Source organism: Bradyrhizobium sp. MI1.11 (genome assembly GCF_055811255.1).
This window is the reverse complement of record NZ_JBVVPM010000023.1, coordinates 37108-57953: the sequence shown is the minus strand read 5'-3', so window position 1 is coordinate 57953 and position 20846 is coordinate 37108. Positions and strand designations below refer to the sequence as shown.

Genomic DNA, 20846 nt, shown 5'->3' with positions numbered 1-20846 from the left:
AGCGTCGCTCCTGCGTGACTTCTGCCCGGCCTCCCGTCGAGGCCGGGCATTTTTATGTATGCGTGGTGATGAGTGACAGCACAGCATCATTCATTTAGACGTCATTGCGGGGAGGCCGGTTTCTTGCGTCGCCTCTGTTGCTCTTCGTCAGGGAATGAGGCCGGTGCTGCTAAGGCTATCTGTCTATTGAAGGCTTTGGTGTCGTGTTGGTGCGCGTCGGCAGTATCGGATATTCGATCTTAGGCAGCCGACCGGTCAGCGAATTCAGAAATGAGACAATGTCGTTTTCCTCCCTATCGCTAAGCTTGGTGCCGAGCTGGATTTCACTCATCAGGGCAACAGCTTGCTTCAGGCTCCAAACCTGGCCCGAATGGAAGTAAGGGGCTCGCAACGCGACGTTCCGCAATGGCGCAGCGCGGAAGACATATTCGTCGCCAGCCGCCCTGGTAACCGCGAACCGGCCCTTATCGGCGTCCGGAAGCACGCTTGCGTCCGGCTTTTTCATCACGCCGAACGGGAAGTAGGCCTGCCCACCGAGATTAATTCCATTGTGGCAAGAGGAACATCCCTTCGCCATAAACAGTGCCAACCCTGACTTCTGCTGATCATCGAGAGCAAGTGTATTGCCCTCCAGATACTGATCGAATGGAGCCGCAGGTGTAATGAGAGTCGCTTCAAAAGCCTCGATCGCCTTCGCAAAATTTTCAAAGGTGACCGATCTCGCTTCGTTCGGAAAAGCGTTCTTGAACAAGGCGACGTAGCTGGGCATTGAGTTCAAGATACCGAGCACATGATCCGGAGTCGCATTCATTTCGGCACTCGCCTGCACCGGGCCGGTGGCTTGCGCCTTGAGGTCCGCGGCGCGTCCGTCCCAGAATTGCGCCACATTGAACACTGCGTTGTAGACGGTTGGGGCCCGACGTAGGCCGACCTTCCAGCCGTGACCAACGGAGGTCGGACCGGCATCGACTCCGCCGGTGCCGAGATTGTGGCACGTATTGCAGCTAATGATCCCGCTCGCCGATAGCCGCGGATCGAAGAACAGCATCTTGCCAAGCTCGACCTTTCCATGCGTCACCGGATTGTTTTTTACCGCAGGAATCACCGAGGGGATTGGATGGAAGATCTGCTTGGCGTTTCTCATCAGATCATCGTCGGCGTTAGCTCCTGACGACATCAGCAGCCCAATAGCGAAAATAGATGCTTCAGCGACAAGCCGAAGCTCCGGGATCGACATGTTCATACACCGCCTCATTAGTTCTGATTGTTAAACAAGGAAAGGAAACAGTCGAAAGCGATGCCACGCGTTCCTCGACGGTCCGGCGCAGCATGCAGCGGATCCTCCGAAGCGAGGCTGCATCAAAATGTACGACTTTGAGGAGCTCGCCGCGGCGTTCACGCACGGACTTGAGGGGCTCATGTGATTCGCGAGTTCGCTTTGAGCTTAGATCGCGGCCTTTCTGTTGGTCGATCAGACTAGCGCCTCAACTTCGGCCTGATGGTCGGTCTGACAACAACAAGTGTGGCGCAAGTAGTAAGCTGTCCGGTGGCCGCATCGGTGCTCCATCGAGCGATTGGGTGGCCAATACGCTCCCGCAAAGTTGATGTATCCGTCTTACACCAATGGCCGCGCTCAGCGCTCACGGTGTCATTGGCCAATTAGCAACTGCGATGCCAGTTGCGTCCGAGATGCAAGTTGCTGATTTAGTTGTAGAACGGGTCCGGACGAACAAACAAAGTCGGATGTCTTGGTTTGATCACTACATTCAGTGTCACAGATGCCACAAGCGCCAGGCCCGGCTAGAGTGATAGCAGATACCTTTGTGGTGAGGTTCGCTTGCCAGCTTGCCGGCCGCACGCGGGAACGGCGGTAACAAGACCTACGCAGCTGGGCGAGACACTGAGCCGAGGCGCCCGGCAGTGCGCATCGTTCACGATTTCGCCGAGCCCTGCCGACTGAAGCCTCTCCGACTCATATCCCGGCCGCTCTGGCGCGCCGCCGCCGCGAAGCCCGGCTCGTTCGTAAAGGACGAGTCTCCGAACCGAACATGGCTTGATTCAATTCCACCTGAGGTTCGCTGGCATGGCAATTGCCGTGCCCAACTCTGAAAGGCGCGGCTGCCCAGAGTTTGACAGTGCGACCGTCTGATTGATCGCTACTCCAATTCGACAGGTGACCAGCCTGACCCCTGATCCGGCGGGTGTTGGTTGGATTACCTAGTCGGCCCACTCACGGGCTGCTGCTAGCTTTTGAAATCCTGCGCGCTGGGGCAAAATAAGCTGAACTTCTGCAGGAGCAACCGCTACTTCGTGCTCTTGCGTTGAATGATGCCGATACAAGAGGACACGCTGGGAGGAGACCGTGACATCAGTCCGCAGATGGCCCAAGTCCTGAGATTTATCGGCGTGTTAGCGAGGAAGAACGTGATTGAGCACTTGTCCATGGCTGGTTCAAGTTGGATACGGTATCCGTGATGAGGTCGATTGACGAGCGCTTGAATGAGATCAGATCCGTACGGAATGACATTTGGCGTTGTCGCAGAAGGCTTCAAAGCGAGCTAGATGATCTCCAGCGTAAGATGCTCGAAGAGCGTCTGCTTGAGCGGCAGTCTGCCTTTGAACGGCTCGTCTCGGCCACGTTTCCTTTTACATTGAGATTGTGAAGCAAAATTTCGGGACCTGTGCCGCGGGAGCATTCCGCGTTAAATAGCGTCCGCTCACAGAGCGCCTGCGCCTGGGTCAGGAATGTAGCGCTCCGGCGCCGCGGGCCGTCGCGCCTCTCATGGCCGCCGCCGACCTGAAAAGCTCGGCCCATAGCCTTGGTTCACCGACGTGCTGCCCGCTGCGCACCGATAATGAAATCGGTCCGGCCCCGTCCAAGGGCACTGCCGGGGGATACCGCTCGCCTGGCTTCTGCGACACCGCAGTCACCTGAGTAACGTTGATCCGGCAGAGCGATCGAAGGAGCTTGAATCGCCCGTAGCGTCAGATTGTACAGAGCAGAGAACGATGTTTCAGTTCAGGTGCAGTCGAATGATAAGACCCGCTCTCGCTTTTGTACTATGTTCCGCTCTCGAGTGGATCGGGCTAGGTATGGGGGCGGTTGCGGAAACAAGGCGGTACGCGTGCACGATCACTGCCGCCGATCGAGAGCCGGCCGGAGTTCGGAATGAGCGGGTTATTCTCACCGTTCAATATGGCTGCCGGATCGCAGGTGGTCTCTTGACCGACGCGGGGATCACAGCAGTGTCGGTCAGCGAGTGGGCTGCTGACAAAAGGACATACTTGGCCTCCATGGAATTTCACCACGCGCTGGAGGGAGTTGCACTTGGGCAACTCTCCGAGGCGACCGACTTCTCTAGCATGGAAGGCGAGCAAGGCATTGGGGTCGCAACTTCCGGCACGACAGTTTTCACATTCGCATCTGGTTCATTGGCCGACCTTTCAGGGAAGACCCTTAAATTCACGACAAAACCCACCGGCCTACGTAGCTTCGAGTTGGAGTTCACAGACTGGCCAGAATCTCTTCTATGGAAGTGACGCGTGTCTTACGCTGAATTCCGCAGGCGCGCGCACAGGAATACTGTCCATACTCTTAAGTACACACATATGTGCTCCCCGGCCAATATATGCCGTCCCCCAAGACGAGCACACCTGCAACAGGTTAAGCCAAAACTCCGAAGGCACTCGAGCGCGGTAGAGCGTTCAAATTGACCTTCACGCGGTCCGATCAGCAGCTCTTTTGGCTGCCGATCCGCATATGGGACGATCTGGCCTCGCATGGCAGCGCCTGCGCGACACGGAAGCTATCAACACGGAATAAACGCAGCTCGATCATGAGCACGAAGAAGAAGTTGCCGGCCAACCGCCTGCCGAACGCCGACGAGTACCAACTCAAGGCAGCCCTCATTGTACAACTGAAGCGGTTGATGGCGGAGCGGGGATCACTCAGACCGAAGCCGCGAAGCTCGTCGGCGTGAAGCAGCCCAACATCTCCAAGCTGCTTCGAGGGCAGTTCACGGAAAGCCGCTGCGCATGCTGGCGGCGTTCGATCAGGACGTCGAAGTAAAGGTAAAGCCACAAAGCGTGGCGAAGGGGGCCGGATCACGTTTATTCGGGCCTAAGAGCTGCCGAAAGGGTGATATCTAACCATACGGCGGCAAAAGCGCTCATGAACTCACCCTGCAGTGCCCGATCGGCAATCGGGGTTCGGCTGACTGAATCCTTCGCCCCCGCTGTTCTCGCCGAGACCCGCCAGCGTTTCCAGGAACAACTGGGCGAAGGACGCGAGGTCGCCCGAGAGACCGAAGCGCTCCAGCAGGAGCGCGAGAAGCTCAAAAGGGAAGATTAACGGGTCGAACGCTAGGTCGTGAACCGACGCGGCGGTTTAGTGCAGCAGCCAACTCGTCCCTACAGAAGCGAAAGGCGCGCGAGGCAGAGCGATCGATTCGGAGGAGATGATCTCCGCTTGCACGACGGGCATCGTCCATCCAGAGGGCAGACATCGTTAGAGCGGGATCCCGGCTGGAGTCTTCGCCAGCCCAAGTACCGAATGCCGTGACATGGCGTCCAATGCGGATTTCGAGGACAATCGGGACTGTCACGGAGAGTCAATTTAGCTGAGCGCGGTCAAGCCAAAGACGACGTTCAGGATGGCCCCAGGCGTAGTGAAGCCGAACCTAGAAGGCGATGATGGTTGGCAGAAGGTACCAAGTGGGATCATTCCAACCAGTCCAACGGACATGCTGATCAAAGCGGAAAGCGCGACGATGGCAGCGATGAGTCCGATCCCGAACTGCCGGTGCTCGGTGATGTTCAAGGTGAGCGATTGGGCGATACTTTCTTCGTCCTCCCTCGAGCTTCAATGCGGCAAGTAACCGATCTTTGGCGGCGTCGATTTTCGAAGTGGAGCCGTTCATACTCCTCGCGAAGCGCGGCATCGACGAACAGGGTCCGTCACGGAAGCCGAAGCTGATCATCTTGAAGAACGCCGGCGCCGACCCCTGGGCTTTCGGGACCGCTCACGCCCGATGGCCGGTTCTAACGTGAACTTCTCCTCCATCTCATTCAGGACGCAAAATGACTGAAACAACCGCGAGAAAGGCGACAGCAGCAATTGATCCGGTCCGGACACGTCCTCCCTGTGGGTCGTCCGCATAGATTCCACCCTGGATTTTTGGTCCCGTAAGCCCAGCACGAAATATAAACCCTCAGAATGGCAACCTGGATAATTTCAGGATTTGCATTCGACAGCGCCGTGATGGGTATGTCCTCGAGCGCAAGTCCCACGAACCCAAGCGCTATTACCGCCGTAACAGTGGTGATGCACCAATTTACAAACGTTGCAATGCGTGAAATCCGCACCTGAGCACTTCGCTCCGAGATCTGGCCCTTTTTCCCATAAATTACCTGGGCAAGAAAAATACCGTTCAAGTGGACCATCGGCACGCTGTTCTGCAAAAATGCTGGCGGAGCGCGTTAGCAAAACTGGTTTCAATGGCGATTGATATACCACGCAACGGAGGTAAGCGTAAGGAATCGATCCTGTCCTGGAGCGAGAAAGGAGAAATCGACCAGTGGTTCGCATTCGACCTGCCCTATCTCGACTGCCGACACTTGCGAAGCTGCTGGCCTTTCCGTGAATCCGCTCAAACTGTCTGACGCGCCAGAATCCGATCTTCCCCTTTGTCGAACTACGCCGAACGCAAAAACCTGCAGATTGTTTGATGCGGAAGCGCCCCGTGTCGTAGCCGGCAAATTCAAATCCGGGCAAGCCCAAGGTGACCGTTTGCGGATTTTAAGCTACCGCGCTGCTTGGGAATTGATCAGCTTACGTGCTCTCCACGGCGTCAGCTGTTCGCTCCTCCGAGCGCGCCTCTCCACAGTATCAAGTAAAAGAACGCCGGAGCGAGAGACCATGCGGAAATGGAAGAGGACTGCTGCTGGGCAACTGAGTTCTTGTGGAGACATCTGCAGCAGGTGGTGGAGCGCTCGATGCGTTCTTGCTCGGGGTGGGATCGCGAGCACGATGGGCACATCTAACCGCGCTGAAATCCGCTTCGAACGGATGGTGTTTGCGATCGCTGGATCGGCGCGTACGAAGCAAGGCTGCGCATCCGAGTGACGTCGGCGCGGCCAGACTCCCCGCTGGTGGAGAGCGTAACCGATTGTTTTGTTTCAGACAGGGCGTTGCGGCTACGCTTGTTGGTGGCAGACAGGGTCAGGTTTACAACAATCCGCATCCGGCAGCTATCTAGCTCTATAAACGTTGCTTTTTCTATTCAACCGGCGCTGGCACACTCGTTGCAGACCCCTGCACAGGAGGCGGCTGTTAGTCCTTTGCATCCCATGCACAGGGACATGCCCCGTGATCGCACGCGAGTGAATAAAGAAGCCGATATGACCAACCGCTGGAGAGCAGGCATGACTTCACCGAGAAGCGTCTTGGTCATCGATAGACAGCGTCACACATGGCGCTCCTAACCGCTCAGCCGAGATGAGCTACAAGATCGTGAACGACCGCTGCTGCATGAACGTCGCGAAGTTGCGATCGGTAGGACCGCCCACGCAGATTGCACGCTTACCTGAACGCCGGATCGGAAAATCCGTCGGTCTACCGCAAACGCGTCGCTTCTTGTTGAGACCACAATCGAAAAGGAAACCTGTATGAGCCGAGCACCTACCCAAAGCGTTGGAGAGATCAAGGCGCGCAACAAGCAGCTAATCGATGAGGTGTTGACGGTCTACCCCGAGAAGACCGCCAAAAGGCGCGCCAAGCATCTCAGTGTTCACGAGGCGGGGAAGTCGGATTGTGGCGTCAAGTCGAATATCAAGTCCATTCCCGGCGTGATGACCATCCGCGGCTGCGCCTATGCGGGCTCCAAGGGCGTGGTCTGGGGACCCATCAAGGACATGATCCACATCAGCCACGGTCCGGTCGGCTGCGGTCAGTACTCGTGGGGCTCGCGGCGCAACTACTACGTCGGGACGACCGGCATCGACACGTTCGTGACACTGCAGTTCACCTCCGATTTTCAGGAGAAGGACATCGTGTTCGGCGGCGATAAAAAGGTCACGAAACTCATCGATGAGCTCCAGGAGCTATTTCCTCTCAACAGGGGCATCACCATTCAGTCCGAATGTCCGATTGGCTTGATCGGTGACGATATCGAGGCGGTCTCCCGAGAAAAGTCGAAGGAATATGGCGGCAAAACCATCGTGCCTGTGCGGTGCGAGGGCTTCCGTGGCGTGTCGCAATCGCTCGGCCACCACATCGCGAACGACGCCGTTCGGGATTGGATCTTTGACAAGAGCGCCCCAGAGACCAGCCCTAAATTTGAACCTACGCCATATGATGTTGCGATCATCGGCGACTACAACATCGGCGGCGACGCATGGTCGTCACGAATCCTGCTGGAAGAAATGGGCCTACGCGTCATCGCCCAGTGGTCCGGGGATGGATCTCTCGCTGAATTGGAGGCGACGCCGAAGGCAAAGCTCAACATACTGCATTGCTATCGCTCGATGAATTACATCTCACGGCACATGGAGGAAAAATTCGGGATTCCCTGGTGCGAGTACAACTTCTTCGGTCCTTCCAAAATCGCGGAGTCGCTGCGAAAAATTGCAAGCTTCTTCGATGACAAGATCAAGCAAGGCGCCGAACGCGTCATCGCGAAATATCAACCGCTTGTCGATGCTGTGACCGCGAAATACCGGCCGCGGCTTGAAGGCAAGACGGTAATGCTGTTCGTCGGCGGCTTACGTCCTCGCCACGTCATCGGCGCCTATGAGGACCTCGGCATGGATGTTGTCGGCACGGGCTATGAGTTCGGGCATAACGATGACTACCAACGCACCGCCCAGCACTACGTCAAAGATGGCACGCTGATCTACGACGATGTCACCGGCTACGAATTCGAGCGCTTCGTCGAAAAGATCCGGCCAGACCTGGTCGGCTCCGGTATCAAGGAAAAATACGTCTTCCAAAAAATGGGCGTGCCGTTCCGCCAAATGCATTCCTGGGACTACTCGGGTCCTTACCACGGCTATGACGGCTTCGCGATCTTCGCCCGCGACATGGACATGGCGATTAACTCCCCGATCTGGGGGAAGACCACCGCGCCTTGGAAGGACGCTCCGCAGCCGAGCCTCATGGCAGCGGAATAGGAAGGCCGACCCCGGGCCGTTTCTTTCCGCAGAGGAGGGGAAGGGCAGGAGAACGAACGCAAGAACCCAAAGAGTGCCATGATGACACAGAACGCCGAACACATACTCGACCACTCTGAGCTTTTCCGGGGAGACGAATACCAGCAGATGCTGGCCAAGAAGAAGGCGCTATTTGAGAATCCGCATGATCCCGCCGACGTCGATCGCATCAAAGAATGGTCCAAGACATCCGAGTACCGCGAGAAGAACTTCGCCCGCGAGGCGCTAACCGTTAATCCGGCGAAGGCTTGCCAGCCGCTGGGTGCGGTGTTCGCCGCCCTTGGGTTTGAGCGCACACTGCCGTTCGTCCACGGCTCACAGGGCTGCGTCGCGTATTATCGCAGCCATCTGTCACGGCACTTCAAGGAGCCGACCTCGTGCGTCTCCTCGTCCATGACGGAAGACGCGGCCGTGTTCGGCGGGCTTAACAATCTTACCGACGGGCTTGCCAACAGCTATAACATGTACAAGCCGAAGATGATCGCGGTCGCCACGACCTGCATGGCGGAAGTCATCGGCGACGACCTCAATGCCTTCATCAAAACATCAAAGGAAAAAGGTTCAGTCCCAGCGGACTACGACGTACCATTCGCTCACACTCCTGCGTTCGTCGGCAGCCACGTTACTGGCTACGACAACACGCTCAAGGGCATCCTCGAGCATTTCTGGGATGGCAAAGCCGGCACGGCCCCAAAACTCGAGCGCAAAGCGAACAACACGATCAACTTCATCGGTGGCTTCGACGGCTACACTGTCGGAAATGTCCGTGAGATAAAGCGTATCTTCGAGCTGATGGGCATCGGCTACACCATCCTCGCGGATAACAGTGACGTGTTCGATACCCCCACGGACGGCGAGTTCCGCATGTATGATGGGGGCACTACATTAAAGGATGCCGCGAACGCAGTCCACGCCAAGGCAACCATTTCCATGCAGCAATATTGCACGGAGAAGACGTTGTCCTTCATCAAGGCGCACGATCAGGAGGTCGTCGCTTTCAATCACCCGCTGGGCGTCAGCGCCACGGACGATTTCCTGATGACGCTGTCGCGTGTCACCAACAAGGCAATTCCAAATGCACTGGAGCAGGAGCGTGGGCGTCTGGTAGACGCAATGGCTGACTCCAGCGCGCATGTTCACGGCAAGAAGTTCGCGATCTATGGCGATCCAGACCTCTGCTATGGCCTGGCCGCATTCCTGCTGGAGCTCGGCGCTGAGCCGATCCACGTGCTGTCGACGAACGCGAGTAAGGCGTGGGAGCTGAAGATGCAGGCGCTGTTCGCGAGCTCGCCCTTCGGTAAAAACTGCCGCGCCTTCCCAGGCAAGGATCTCTGGCACATGCGATCGCTCCTGTTCACAGAGCCGGTCGATTTCCTGATCGGTAACACCTACGGCAAGTATCTCGAGCGTGACACCGGAACGCCGCTAATCCGCATCGGCTTTCCCATCTTCGATCGCCATCATCACCATCGTTATCCAGTGTGGGGCTATCAGGGGAGCATGAATGTGCTGGTCAAGATTCTCGACAAGATCTTCGATGAGATCGATCGAAAGACCAGCTCGGTTGGCAAGACAGACTACAGCTTCGACATCATACGCTAAGGCGAGCTCCCCGCCTCATCGTCCGCAGAAACAGCGGCGCTGCGGCGGGGATCACAGGTTCTCCGCCGGCCATCCTTGTGGTCTGCGGTGTGTTGACATCCCCGAGAGAGACACCATGACTTCGCTTCCCACGACCATACAGGACGTCTTTAACGAACCGGGCTGCGCCAGGAACGCGAGCAAGTCGAAGGTCGAGCGTAAGAATGGTTGCACCAAGCAGCTCAAGCCGGGCGGCGCCGCCGGCGGATGTGCCTTCGATGGCGCCAAAGTCGCGCTGCAGCCCTTCACCGATGTCGCCCATCTTGTGCATGGTCCAATCGCCTGTGAGGGCAATTCCTGGGACAATCGTGGTTCGGTCTCGTCCGGCTCCGATCTGTGGCGCAGAAGCTTCACCACAGACATGAGCGAGACCGATATCGTCTTTGGCGGCGAGAAGCGGCTGTACAGGGCAGTCAAGGAGATCACAGAGAAATACGACCCGCAGGCCATCTTCGTCTACCAGACATGCGTGCCCGCAATGATCGGTGACGACATCGATATGGTCTGCAAGGCGGCCTCCGCCAAATTCGGCAAGCCGGTCATTCCCATCAATTCACCGGGATTTGTCGGGTCGAAGAACCTTGGTAACAAGCTTGCTGGCGAAGCACTGCTGGAGCACGTCATCGGTACCGGAGAGCCGGATTACACGACATCGTATGATATCAACATCATCGGTGAATACAATCTGTCCGGCGAGCTTTGGCAGATCAAGCCCCTGCTCGATGAGCTCGGAATCCGGATCCTGTCGTGCATCTCGGGGGACGGCAAGTATCGCGAGGTCGCTTATTCGCACCGAGCCAAAGCCGCGATGATGGTTTGCTCAAGGGCAATGATCAACGTCGCACGCAAGATGAGGCAGCGCTACGGCATCCCGTTTTTTGAAGGCTCCTTCTACGGTATTGAGGATACCAGCGATTCACTCCGCCAGATCGCGCGCATGCTGATCGAGAGTGGTGCGCCGGCTGAGCTGATGGAACGCACGCAAGCCCTGATCGCACGCGAAGAGACCAAGGCCTGGGCTGCGATTGAACGTTTCAAGCCGCGCTTTGCCGGCAAGAGGGTTGTTCTCATCACCGGCGGTGTGAAATCCTGGTCGATGGTGGCCGCTTTGCAGGAGGCCGGGCTCGAGATCGTCGGCACGTCCGTGAAGAAATCGACCATTAAGGACAAGGAACGTATCAAGGAATTAATGGGCCAGGACGCCCATATGATCGAGGACATGTCGCCTCGCGAGATCTACAAGATGCTCAAGGACGCAAAAGCCGATATCATGCTCTCGGGCGGCAAGTCGCAATTCGTCGCACTGAAGGCGGCGATGCCTTGGCTCGATATCAACCAGGAGCGCTGCCACGCCTATATGGGCTATGTCGGGATTCTCAAGCTCATGGAGGAGATCGAGAAGGCCCTCTACAATCCGATATGGGATCAGCTCCGCCAAGCCGCGCCATGGGATGATTTCGACCGGAAGCTTCAGGCAAAGACGGCTGCGCAGATGTATGCGCAAGCCGCGGATCCAGTTCGGGACCCGAGCAGGAACGGCGTCAGGACGATAACTTTCTCCAATCAAGCTGAGGCCAGCGAGAGTGAGAGCGCGATTGCGCCGCATGGCCCGAAGCTCGGCGAGCCCAACAAGCCCTGCACCAGTTCCATCGGGCGTTGCATTGCTTGTAAGGACATTCCTTCCGATCTCCAGCCGGCTGCACTGCAGGCGGCGGAGTAGGGGACATGGCGATCGTCACTACCTCGAAGAAAGCCTGTTCGGTCAATCCGCTCAAGATGAGCCAGCCGATCGGCGGCTCATTTGCCTTCATGGGGTTGCGCGGCGCGATGCCGCTTTTGCACGGCCCTCAAGGTTGCGCCTCCTTTGGGCTGACGCTGTTCGTGCGCCATTTCAATGAAGCCGTGCCGATGCAGACGACTGCCGTGAGCGAGGTCGCAACCGTGCTCGGCGGCCACGAGAATCTCGAACAGGCGATCCTCAACATCTACAATCGCGCCGAGCCCGAAATCATTGGCATCAATTCAACTGGGGTCACCGAAACCAACGGCGATGACGTCGAAGCCTTCATCCGGTTGATCCGACAGAAGCACCCGCAGCTCGAAAAGCTCCCCCTTGTCTACGTCTCGACTCCGGATTTCAAGGATGCCTTTCAGGATGGCTGGGGGAAGACGGTGGCGCGGATGATCGAGGTGCTTGTGGCACCGTTCGACGCAGCCAGACCGCGCGATGCGTCCCGCGTTAACGTGCTACCTGGTTGCCACCTCACGCCCGGCGACCTCGACGAGCTTCGCACGATCTTTGAGGATTTCGGTCTCAAGCCCTCCTTCCTGCCGGACCTTGCAGGTTCGCTGGACGGCCACATCCCCGACGAATTCACGCCGACTACGATCGGGGGGATTGGAGTGGACGAAATTGCGACCATGGGGCAGGTGGCCTGGACGATCGCGATCGGCGCGCAAATGCGCGGTGCGGCCGAGACCATGCAGGTGCGGACAGGCGTGCCGTTCCGTCTATTCGAGCGGCTCTGTGGCCTTATCCCAAGCGACGAATTTATGGCGTTCTTGAGCCAGATCACCGGCCGGTCAGTACCCTCGAAGTATCGCCGGCAGCGTGGACAGCTGGCAGACGCCATGCTGGATGCTCATTTCCATATCGGCGGCCGCAAGCTCGCGATCGGCGCCGAGCCGGACTTGTTATTTGATCTCTCCAGCTCACTCGACGAGATGGGGGCGCAGGTCACTGCTGCGGTGACGACGACGAACTCACCGGTGCTGCAGCGGGTCAGGACCGAGGACGTCCTAATCGGCGATCTGGAGGATCTTGAAGAGCTTGCCAGGTCGCGTGACTGCGACCTCTTGATGTCCCATTCACATGGTCGCCAGGCGGCTTCGCGACTCAATGTTCCATTCTTCCGGGTAGGCTTTCCCATGTTCGATCGCCTTGGGGCTGCGCACCTCACAATCGTTGGTTATCGCGGCACGCGCGACCTGATCTTTGATATCGCCAATCTCATCATAAACGACCGAGAGATTAACCATCGGCCGACGCCTGACAGCTGGCGATTCACCAACTCTGGCCTGCAGGTCGATTCGCCTGGGTTGCATTGAGCAGGGAGAGAAAACAACGCGGATGAAAGTTGCATTTGCCACTCAGGACTTGAAGCATGTCGATGCGCACTTCGGCTGGGCCAAGAACATCGCGATCTACGAGGTCGGCCCGGAGGGGCATCGGTTTATTGAGGCGATCCAGTTCGGTGGTGACCTCACGGAAGACGGCAATGAGGATAAGCTAGCGCCCAAGATGGAGGCGATCAGGGACTGCGCAATCCTCTATGTTGCGGCGATCGGCGGCTCGGGTGCTGCACGAGTCGTCGCGAGCAAGATCCATCCGATGAAGGTGCTGCAACCAGAGCCCATCGACGAACTTTGCGTCAAACTCGAAACCGTGCTGAAGGGCTCGCCGCCGCCCTGGCTGCGGAAGCTGCTCGCCAAAGACCCGGAACGTACAGTGGATTTCGAAACCTGAAGGAACGAGGATGGGAGATACGTCCGAAGTCACTCCAGCCGCCGCGGCGGCGGAGCGGCCATTTCTGAAAGAGCTCGTCAAGATCTGGCGCGCCCAGGACTCCCACGGTGCCTGGGAGGGCAAGAAGGATCTCGATTTGCTCGAACCCTACGTCCTCGACAAGCACAAGCGCCGTGCGCTGCCTATTGTCGGCAATCCGGACCCCAAGACGACATGGCGGCTGGAGCTGTTCTTTAACGCGGTTGCGCTCTCGATCGAGAAGGCGACCGGAGTGATGATCTCGCCAATGCTGAAGATGCACAACGAAGGGTTCGGTCGGATCGTGTTGATCGGCGGTCGGCTCGTTGTTGTGAGCAAGCAGCTGCGCGACGTGCATCGCTTTGGTTTCGACCATTTCTCTGATCTCGCTGATCAAGGCGACAAATTCGTCAACAGTGGCGTTGAGATGATCCGTAAGTTCCCGGAAGTGGCGAATTATTGAGGCAAGCATGAACGATGTTGAGGCGCTGAAAGCGGAAATAAAGAAGCTGTCGGCGAAGGCGACCCAAGCCAAGATGGACCTCCACGACCTCTCCGAGGAGCTGCCGGTCAACTGGTGCTCGATCCTGAGTGTGGCGCAGAAGGCCCACGCTGCCTTCAGCGAGCTAGAAAGCAAGCGGCAAAATCTCCAAGCGCTAGACAAAGCATAGCGGATCTCAAGCCATGTCATTTAGGACCCGCGACGGCCGCAGTTGGGAACCGGATTACCTGGTTTCTATCGATCTCAAGAAGTGCATCGGCTGCGGCCGCTGCTATAAGGTTTGCGGCCGCGAGGTCATGACGCTGAAGGGGCTAAGCGAGGGTGGCCAAATCATCGATCTCGATGAGGAGGACGATGAGCTCGAAAAAAAGGTCATGGTGTTGAATGACGAAGGCGCTTGCATCGGCTGCAGCGCCTGCGCGCGGGTGTGTCCAACAAACTGTCAGACGCACGCGCCACGGGCTTGAAGCGACTTTCGCCGCTATGAATAGGACTGCCTTGTCAGAAACGAAGGCAAGTCGGGAGATCCGGTATCGAGCCGACGACATCTACGGTGCGATGTTCAATATCGAAGCCCAGTCGGAGATTCATTTGCTATTCGCCAACGTGCGACATCCAACCTGCGCTGTTGGAGCCAACCCAGCTTTCCTGAGCTGACCGTGCCCGAACATGGACTGTTGGCTGTCCTTGGGAGGGATCGGTCAAATGACACGACCGCGCCGTCTCGTGCTCGCGGACTCCAGTAACCACGGCGCAAGGAGTTGATGGGCTAGATGACTTTGGTTGCGACATTCTGCATAGTTTCACGTCGTTCTCACTGTATTGAGTACGCTGGTCAACTCTGCTCCACCATCCCCCGAGCCAGGTTGGAGCAGCCAGTACGCGGCCACCCTATTTGAGATTGTCCGGAACCGCACGTCCAAGGCAACCCGCATAACACGGGAGCGCTGGGTCGAACTGATCGATGCAACGCTTACGTGCCAAATAATGGGCAGGTCACCGCCCATCAGTGCGGCAGAAATGCTCGTGAGTAGCCTGTCTACCACCATATAAGAAGAGCAGTTGAGGCCGCCGAAGGCCGGCCCAGTATTGAGGATAGTTCCGAAACATCCCTGCCGATCGTAAAGCGTTCCGCACGCGGAAGGTGCGTGTTGTCGTTCACTTATGCAGCGTCGAGGTTCGATCTGGCAGTCTTCTACCGGTTGCGCCGCCGCCGACGTGGATCCCATGCTTTATTGGGCTAGCATAATGAACAGAACTTGTTGTTCTTAAAAGAAGGAGGTGGCCGGTTCAGAAAATGCTGAAGGGGAGTTAAGAATGTCCGATCTCGAATGCTTCAAGCCACCGATCCGTGACTCCTCAACATCAATTCTTGCGAAGCATACCGCACAAGTAGCGGTCATGTTCACGACGACCGAACGCGACCAAGACCACCACGGCCTTTGGGGCCCGGGGACGCATGCGCGCCTACTCGTCCACTGAACGCACCAGCTCTACCGAAGCCACGCTGCCACTGGTCCTGCACCTTTTTGTTGTCTGCACAGCATGGTCCGGAAGAGTGGAATCCGGGTTTCCAACCAGATCATGCTCAAACCGAAATGGAGGAAAATGTGAGTAACGACCCGTGCTCGCGATTGTCGGCGGTCACAGGCGCGGGGGGCGCCGAATTCACGCCTCCACGGACAAACGCGGCTTTCGCCCCGGCGGGCTGAAGCGCTGGCCAGCTCCCGCTCGGCCGGCAAGACGATGTCGTTCTGGAGTAAGGGCGTCGTGATCGAGGAGCTGACGACATCGCCCTGTTCTCGGATGGCAACGGCATCTCCAGAACGGACGCGCCGATCGCGGTCAGGGCAGGCGCTGTCGTGATCGACAACTCCTCCGCTTTCCGAATGGATCCGAACCTGCCACTGGTGATCCTCGAGATCAATGCGGCCCGCGTCCGCGACCGCAAGGGCATCATCGCCAACCCGAAGTGCGCCGCGATCACCGCGCTGGTGCTGCTTTGGCCAATCCACCAGAAGAACCGCACCAAGCGCGTGATAAGCGCAACTTACCGGGCCGCCAGCGGGGCCGGCGCCGCTGCGATGGAAGAGGTTCCTGAAATTCACGCGTGTCAATCTCAATAGCCAACTTTCAAGATCTTCGAGGACGGGACAATCGTGACTGGTGTGACCTGCATCCGCGTACCCGTGCTGCGCGCCCATCAACTTCGAATGCGAGAAGCCGATCACCCAGCAGCATGTGCGCCCGATCATGGCGCAAGCGCCCGGCGTGAAGGTCGTCCGACCGCACCAAAACGAGATCCGATACCAATCGCCGCCGCTGGCCAGGGTGATGTTCTGGTCGGCCGCATCCACAAGGACCTCAGCGATCCCTCAGGGCATCCGATCTCGATATTCGTTGCGGCGGATCAACTGCTCAAAGGCGCGGCGCTGAACGCCATGCAGATCGCAGGGCTGTTGCTGGGCCTGTCATCAGGCGCACGCCGAGACGATAGGTCTAGGCCTGGGTGGCCGAAGCCGAGGCTGACGGGAAATCCACCCGCCTGCTCGACCTCGCGGGTGCTGCTGATTACCGCGACGGGTACTCGGGCACTCCTACACAGTTGGCAGCACCTCCACCCCTTTGGCGACCACTCCGTCCTCCACACTCCCAGCGGCGGATTCTGTCGGGCGATTTCGCACGTACGCTACCGCGCTTCCGGGTCGGCGCGAGTTCTGCATCCACGTGTGGTCGCTGCAGTCGCGGATGCCGCCGGCTTCCGCAGCACAGACATCGCGCAGCCCCGGAATGTCCGGATCACCGGCGGCCCCTCCGTGAACATCAGCATAGTGATCGCTCCTCGCGCGACATCTCAGCGCCGCTCAGGCCGGCAAAGGCCTGGAGCGCAACGCCAAAGCCAATCCACAAACCGTCGATCGGCCTTTGAAGTGTGACCGCGACCATGAACCGGTCAAACTGAGAATGTCCTAATCACGATAGACCCGCTCAGTCGGACCGTCGCGGTGAGCCGGCCTCAGCGTGATGACGACAGTGCTCTTGGCCAACACACGACCAGCAGAGTGGGCATGTCATCTTCCCGAAAAGCTGGGCCGGAAGTGCATCGTCAAGGTTTGAAAGAGCCCGCCGCAGGCGACGCGTTTGCAGTGAATCACTTTGCGGCGGACTGTCGAGCTGGCGAGAAAGGGGTCTAAGGCGATGCCTCAGACTGGGCGATTTTCGCTTCTGTTCTTCACCGGCTCCATTTTGGCTAGGCCGTCCTCGTATGAGATCTCCGTGTATGATCCATCGATTTCCTTGGCAGCATCGAGCAAGTAATCGAGCCTCGCGGCGGTACCGAGCTTCTTGAGGTCGTTCTTGTCGATGCCGGCGAGGTCCATCATCTCCTTCCATACGGTTGATTCATTGCAAGGCAGAATGCGGAAGGTGATGTCGCCTATTTTAGTGCGGTACTTCGCAAGCAGATCAATGTTGTTGCAGAAGATGAAATAGCTGCCGTTGGGGCTCAGCCTGCCATCCAGCACCTTCGCGGCCTCGGGTAGATAAGCGAAAGAATGCAGATATCCGGCAAGGACTGGGATGGCTGGTTCGCCTTCTTGTGCGATTGCAAGAACTTGTTCGATGGAATAATCCGGTGGTCGTTTTTCGTCGGCGAACTGGGCTTGGAACTTCAGCGCGATGTCGCCTCGAAATCCAAATCGCCCCGACTTCGTTGTTTCACTCTTAAGCACCGCATTCAGCAATCGCCCCTCCTTGTCCAGCGGGCCAAGAGCGGTGTTGTCGATCGAGGTCATGGAAGCCTCCTCATCAATTTGTGGTGTGCACGGGTCGCCCAATGCGACGTGCCCCTACCTTCCTGCAAGTTGTTTGCCGTCCGCGATGTCTGCAGCGACGTAGAGCGTAAACGGCGGCTTGGCGCGATTTGCGTGGATACCTGCTGCCACCATCACGAGGCCTCGCACGCATGACATCCTGCTGCCGGAAAACCGCCTGTCGCGAACCCGACAGGTCGCAAATCGAGTGGTGGGCCTCTGCAACAGAAGCTGGTTTCACCTGCATCTCGACTGGCATGGGATTTGCCATTTGTGCTTTGCGAGAGAACTGAGAACGAGCCAGAGATGATCAACCTAACGGATAGCGCTATCAACGCACTGAAGGCCGCAATCTCCTCGACTGCGCAGCCGGCAAGCGGTTTACGGATCATGATCGAAGGCGGCGGCTGCCAGGGATTCACATATAAAATGGGTCTTGCTCATGAGCCAAGCTCCGATGAGACCGTGTTCGAGCAAGGCGGGATTAAAGTCTTTGTCGACAACGCGAGCCGGGCGCATCTCAACGGCACCACGATCGATTTCGTGGTGTCGCTCGAAGGATCAGGATTCCGCTTCGATAACCCAAATGCCAAATCGAGCTGTTCATGCGGCAAATCGTTCAGCTGAGTCGCCTTGGTACGCTTGGCAATGGAATGAGCATCGAACATGGGCGTGAAGGCTGAACGGACGAAGCCGTCTTCGACTATCGAGCCTTTCGATCGCGAGCGGATTGTCCGCGCCGTGCTCGATGAGAGTCGGGGACATTGTGAGCTCGTCGCAATAGACGGCAACAAGATCATGGTCGGGCTCGCTGGCGCTTGCATGGTATGCAAGCTTCCGGGCACGACGCTCGCGGCCATTCAGGCGGGCCTGAGCGAGCGGCTCGGACAGTGTGTCCGCCTGATCCCGCTGCCCGGAGCTGCCAAAGTGAGGGCTTAAATGCAGAGCGAACTCTCCGTGCAGCCGATTTACCTAGACAATAACGCCACGACCCCTGCACATCCCTTGGTGGTCGCCGCAATGCTTCCATTCTTCTCTGGGCAATTCGGCAATGCGTCGTCCGGGCATGCATTCGGCATTGAGGTTGCACCCGCATTGACGCAGGCGCGCCGAAATGTGCAGGCTCTTATTGGCGCGGCATTCGATCACGAGATCGTTTTCACCTCCGGCGCGACGGAATCTGACAACACTGCAATCCTGTCCGCGCTCGCCGTGCAGGAAGGACGCGACGAGATCGTCACAACCGCCGTTGAGCATTCGGCCGTGCTGTCTCTTGCCGAGGAGCTAGGCCGACGAGGAATCAAGATCCATGTCATTCCGGTCGATGCAAGCGGTCGATTGGACATCGAGAGTTATGGCAATGCCTTGTCGGAGCGTACGTCAGTCGCCTCGATCATGTGGGCCAATAATGAGACCGGTACGATTTTTCCGGTGAAGTCCCTCGCCAAGATGGCGCGCTCAGTCGGCGCGCTCTTTCACACCGATGCAGTCCAGGCCGTCGGGCGGATTCCCATTGACCTGAAGACGACGGACATCGATATGCTGTCGCTCTCCGGCCACAAGCTCCATGGTCCGAAGGGCGTCGGCGCGCTGTATGTGCGCAAGGACATTAAGTTCCGGCCGCTGATCTTCGGCGGCGTGCAAGAGCGGCGTCGCCGCGCTGGCACCGAAAACGTCCCAGGCATTGTTGGCCTCGGCAAGGCGGCGGAACTCGCGGCGGCACACCTCATACAAGATCAGATCCAGATTTGCGCCTTTCGCGACCGGCTGGAGCGCGGCATTCTCGCGCTCGGCGGTTGCATCGTGCTTGGTGATATCAAAAACCGCCTGCCAAATACCTCTAACATTGCCTTCGAGCGTCTCGAAGCGGAGGCCATCGTCCACCACCTGAATCGTGACGGAATTGCCACCTCACTCGGTTCAGCCTGCGCGTGCGGCTCGATGGAGCCGTCCCATGTCCTGCGCGCGATGAGAGTAGCGCCGGCGTTTTTGCGCGGTGCGGTTCGCTTCTCGCTCTCGCGAGAGACGGCGCTGGATGAGATCGATCGTGTGCTGCAAGTCCTGGCGCACATTACTTCCGAACAGAGAGCCCTGTTGCGTGCGTGTCAGGAGCGTGCGGGCGAGAGTTCGCAACCTGCAGAGCCCCTATGAAGGTCATGATTCGTCGTTCGCCTGAGACAGGCCTTTCGATTTATGTACCCAAGAAAGATCTTGAGGAGCCGATCGTCGGCTGGGAGCACGAGACGCTGTGGGGTGGTTGGATTAAAATCGCAAACGGCTGGGTGCTCGACCTACCGCCGATGGCGAGCGACACCACCCTACCAATCACCATAAACGCCAAGAAGCGCGGCGGCGAAGCAACCGAAAAATGAAACTCCGTGTCTATGGACGTCGTCAAACTGGGATGTCCAGGGAAGTCTTGGCGGGCGCGGTGAGCGCGTACCGGTCAACGCGACAGCCCATGCAGCCTTGTTCGGAACCAAGATCGTGCTGCCGCGCGCTGCCAAAGGCAGTATCTTGGCCGGGGCGCAGCATCGAGGCATCCGGCCAGCGGGATGGCATTGGTGGGGAGGCCTTCGCGACCTCCCCTTTTCGGCGGCCGCCAGGCCGCTCGTTGCATTCCGCGCGTCTTAACAGCGTCAGGCCAATGGCTGGACTCCATAAGGTTCAGCTTTGAATGGTTGAGTCGCGCGCCGGCCCAGATCGCAGGCTCAGAAGTATCAACCTTCGTGATGATCCCTGACCCTGGCGAGCGGGCGTTTCTCTTCACCTGGTTGACAATGCCCTTCCGGAGCATCACGCAGGGGTCCGCGTGATCTTCCATGGCATAGGTCAGTCACAAGACTGCTTTCTCTGCTTCTAGGCTCGCCTTATCAACCTGTCCTTCAAAGCGCCCCGGACGTCTTTTGCGGATTGTGCTTTGCCTAGGCGTCACGTTCTGACGGAAGATCAACTTTCAAACGACGCCACCCGCCTGCCGTTTGCCGAAGCCATAGCTGAAGCTGCCTGCCGGGCCTCAAAACAATGGTGTCAGCGCTGTTGTGATCGCAACCCTTGTCAGCTTTCCAACATGAATTGATAAAGCTAACAATCGACCAGGGCTTAGCTAAGTACTTGAAAGCGAAGTTTTAAATTCATC

At 57.9% G+C, this 20846-nt stretch carries 15 protein-coding genes and 1 pseudogene; 14 read left to right on the top strand and 2 right to left on the bottom strand.

Annotation, left to right across the window (positions count from 1 at the left end; translation table 11 throughout):
- Positions 1-175 precede the first annotated feature (175 nt).
- Positions 176-1243 (bottom strand): cytochrome-c peroxidase, encoded by a 1068-nt coding sequence (locus AC0L30_RS22635; protein ID WP_473304887.1) that lies wholly within the window; start codon positions 1241-1243, stop codon positions 176-178.
- 2467 nt (positions 1244-3710) lie between these two features.
- Here AC0L30_RS22635 and AC0L30_RS22630 point away from each other — a divergent pair.
- The 10 genes and pseudogenes from AC0L30_RS22630 to AC0L30_RS22585 all read left to right on the top strand — a co-directional run.
- On the top strand, positions 3711-3980 hold the full coding sequence (locus AC0L30_RS22630; protein ID WP_473304885.1) for a hypothetical protein: 270 nt from the start codon (positions 3711-3713) through the stop codon (positions 3978-3980).
- 2686 nt (positions 3981-6666) lie between these two features.
- On the top strand, positions 6667-8169 hold the full coding sequence (gene nifD, locus AC0L30_RS22625) for a nitrogenase molybdenum-iron protein alpha chain (protein ID WP_473304883.1): 1503 nt from the start codon (positions 6667-6669) through the stop codon (positions 8167-8169).
- Positions 8170-8250: 81 nt separating this feature from the next.
- Positions 8251-9810 (top strand): nitrogenase molybdenum-iron protein subunit beta, encoded by a 1560-nt coding sequence (gene nifK, locus AC0L30_RS22620; protein ID WP_473255578.1) that lies wholly within the window; start codon positions 8251-8253, stop codon positions 9808-9810.
- Positions 9811-9925: 115 nt separating this feature from the next.
- On the top strand, positions 9926-11569 hold the full coding sequence (gene nifE / locus AC0L30_RS22615) for a nitrogenase iron-molybdenum cofactor biosynthesis protein NifE (protein WP_473304880.1): 1644 nt from the start codon (positions 9926-9928) through the stop codon (positions 11567-11569).
- A 5-nt stretch (positions 11570-11574) separates the two neighbouring features.
- Positions 11575-12957 carry a nitrogenase iron-molybdenum cofactor biosynthesis protein NifN gene (nifN, locus tag AC0L30_RS22610; RefSeq protein ID WP_473304878.1) on the top strand — a complete coding sequence of 461 codons (1383 nt, stop codon included), beginning with the start codon at positions 11575-11577 and terminating at the stop codon, positions 12955-12957.
- A gap of 22 nt (positions 12958-12979) precedes the next feature.
- Positions 12980-13375 (top strand): nitrogen fixation protein NifX, encoded by a 396-nt coding sequence (nifX, locus tag AC0L30_RS22605; RefSeq protein WP_473304876.1) that lies wholly within the window; start codon positions 12980-12982, stop codon positions 13373-13375.
- Positions 13376-13385: 10 nt separating this feature from the next.
- On the top strand, positions 13386-13856 hold the full coding sequence (locus tag AC0L30_RS22600; protein WP_473255562.1) for a NifX-associated nitrogen fixation protein: 471 nt from the start codon (positions 13386-13388) through the stop codon (positions 13854-13856).
- A gap of 7 nt (positions 13857-13863) precedes the next feature.
- Positions 13864-14064 (top strand): CCE_0567 family metalloprotein, encoded by a 201-nt coding sequence (locus AC0L30_RS22595; protein WP_369726381.1) that lies wholly within the window; start codon positions 13864-13866, stop codon positions 14062-14064.
- Between the two features lie 13 nt (positions 14065-14077).
- Positions 14078-14362: a ferredoxin III, nif-specific gene (gene fdxB, locus AC0L30_RS22590; protein WP_473255563.1), complete on the top strand. Its 285-nt coding sequence runs from the start codon at positions 14078-14080 to the stop codon at positions 14360-14362.
- Between the two features lie 1131 nt (positions 14363-15493).
- A pseudogene (locus tag AC0L30_RS22585) lies at positions 15494-16357 on the top strand (aspartate-semialdehyde dehydrogenase); the annotation flags it as partial.
- Positions 16358-17098: 741 nt separating this feature from the next.
- Here AC0L30_RS22585 and AC0L30_RS22580 read toward each other — a convergent pair.
- Entirely contained in the window at positions 17099-17689 is a 591-nt protein-coding gene (locus tag AC0L30_RS22580) for a hypothetical protein (protein WP_473255564.1), read from the bottom strand.
- Between the two features lie 324 nt (positions 17690-18013).
- On the opposite strand from AC0L30_RS22580, the gene AC0L30_RS22575 reads away from it, so the two are divergent.
- Genes AC0L30_RS22575 through nifT form a run of 4 tightly spaced genes read left to right on the top strand, consistent with a single transcriptional unit; the run spans position 18014 to position 20079 of the window.
- Positions 18014-18334, top strand: coding sequence for an iron-sulfur cluster assembly accessory protein (locus tag AC0L30_RS22575; RefSeq protein ID WP_473265628.1), 321 nt, complete (start codon positions 18014-18016; stop codon positions 18332-18334).
- A 39-nt stretch (positions 18335-18373) separates the two neighbouring features.
- On the top strand, positions 18374-18646 hold the full coding sequence (locus AC0L30_RS22570) for a NifU family protein (protein WP_473304874.1): 273 nt from the start codon (positions 18374-18376) through the stop codon (positions 18644-18646).
- A complete protein-coding gene (gene nifS, locus AC0L30_RS22565) occupies positions 18647-19858 on the top strand; it encodes a cysteine desulfurase NifS (protein WP_473304870.1) in 1212 nt (403 codons plus the stop codon). It begins immediately after the preceding gene.
- Positions 19855-20079, top strand: coding sequence for a putative nitrogen fixation protein NifT (gene nifT / locus AC0L30_RS22560; protein ID WP_473304865.1), 225 nt, complete (start codon positions 19855-19857; stop codon positions 20077-20079). Before nifS ends, nifT begins: the two co-directional genes overlap by 4 nt.
- Positions 20080-20846 lie beyond the last annotated feature (767 nt).

Bases quoted from the DNA above. Each gene is read 5' to 3' on its own strand.
- nifT (WP_473304865.1), top strand. From the start codon at position 19,855: ATGAAGGTCATGATTCGTCGTTCGCCTGAGACAGGCCTTTCGATTTAT.
- AC0L30_RS22575 (WP_473265628.1), top strand. From the start codon at position 18,014: ATGATCAACCTAACGGATAGCGCTATCAACGCACTGAAGGCCGCAATC.
- nifN (WP_473304878.1), top strand. From the start codon at position 11,575: ATGGCGATCGTCACTACCTCGAAGAAAGCCTGTTCGGTCAATCCGCTC.
- AC0L30_RS22635 (WP_473304887.1), bottom strand. From the start codon at position 1,243: ATGAACATGTCGATCCCGGAGCTTCGGCTTGTCGCTGAAGCATCTATT.
- nifD (WP_473304883.1), top strand. From the start codon at position 6,667: ATGAGCCGAGCACCTACCCAAAGCGTTGGAGAGATCAAGGCGCGCAAC.
- AC0L30_RS22570 (WP_473304874.1), top strand. From the start codon at position 18,374: ATGGGCGTGAAGGCTGAACGGACGAAGCCGTCTTCGACTATCGAGCCT.
- nifX (WP_473304876.1), top strand. From the start codon at position 12,980: ATGAAAGTTGCATTTGCCACTCAGGACTTGAAGCATGTCGATGCGCAC.
- nifS (WP_473304870.1), top strand. From the start codon at position 18,647: ATGCAGAGCGAACTCTCCGTGCAGCCGATTTACCTAGACAATAACGCC.
- AC0L30_RS22600 (WP_473255562.1), top strand. From the start codon at position 13,386: ATGGGAGATACGTCCGAAGTCACTCCAGCCGCCGCGGCGGCGGAGCGG.
- AC0L30_RS22580 (WP_473255564.1), bottom strand. From the start codon at position 17,689: ATGACCTCGATCGACAACACCGCTCTTGGCCCGCTGGACAAGGAGGGG.
- AC0L30_RS22595 (WP_369726381.1), top strand. From the start codon at position 13,864: ATGAACGATGTTGAGGCGCTGAAAGCGGAAATAAAGAAGCTGTCGGCG.
- nifE (WP_473304880.1), top strand. From the start codon at position 9,926: ATGACTTCGCTTCCCACGACCATACAGGACGTCTTTAACGAACCGGGC.
- nifK (WP_473255578.1), top strand. From the start codon at position 8,251: ATGACACAGAACGCCGAACACATACTCGACCACTCTGAGCTTTTCCGG.
- fdxB (WP_473255563.1), top strand. From the start codon at position 14,078: ATGTCATTTAGGACCCGCGACGGCCGCAGTTGGGAACCGGATTACCTG.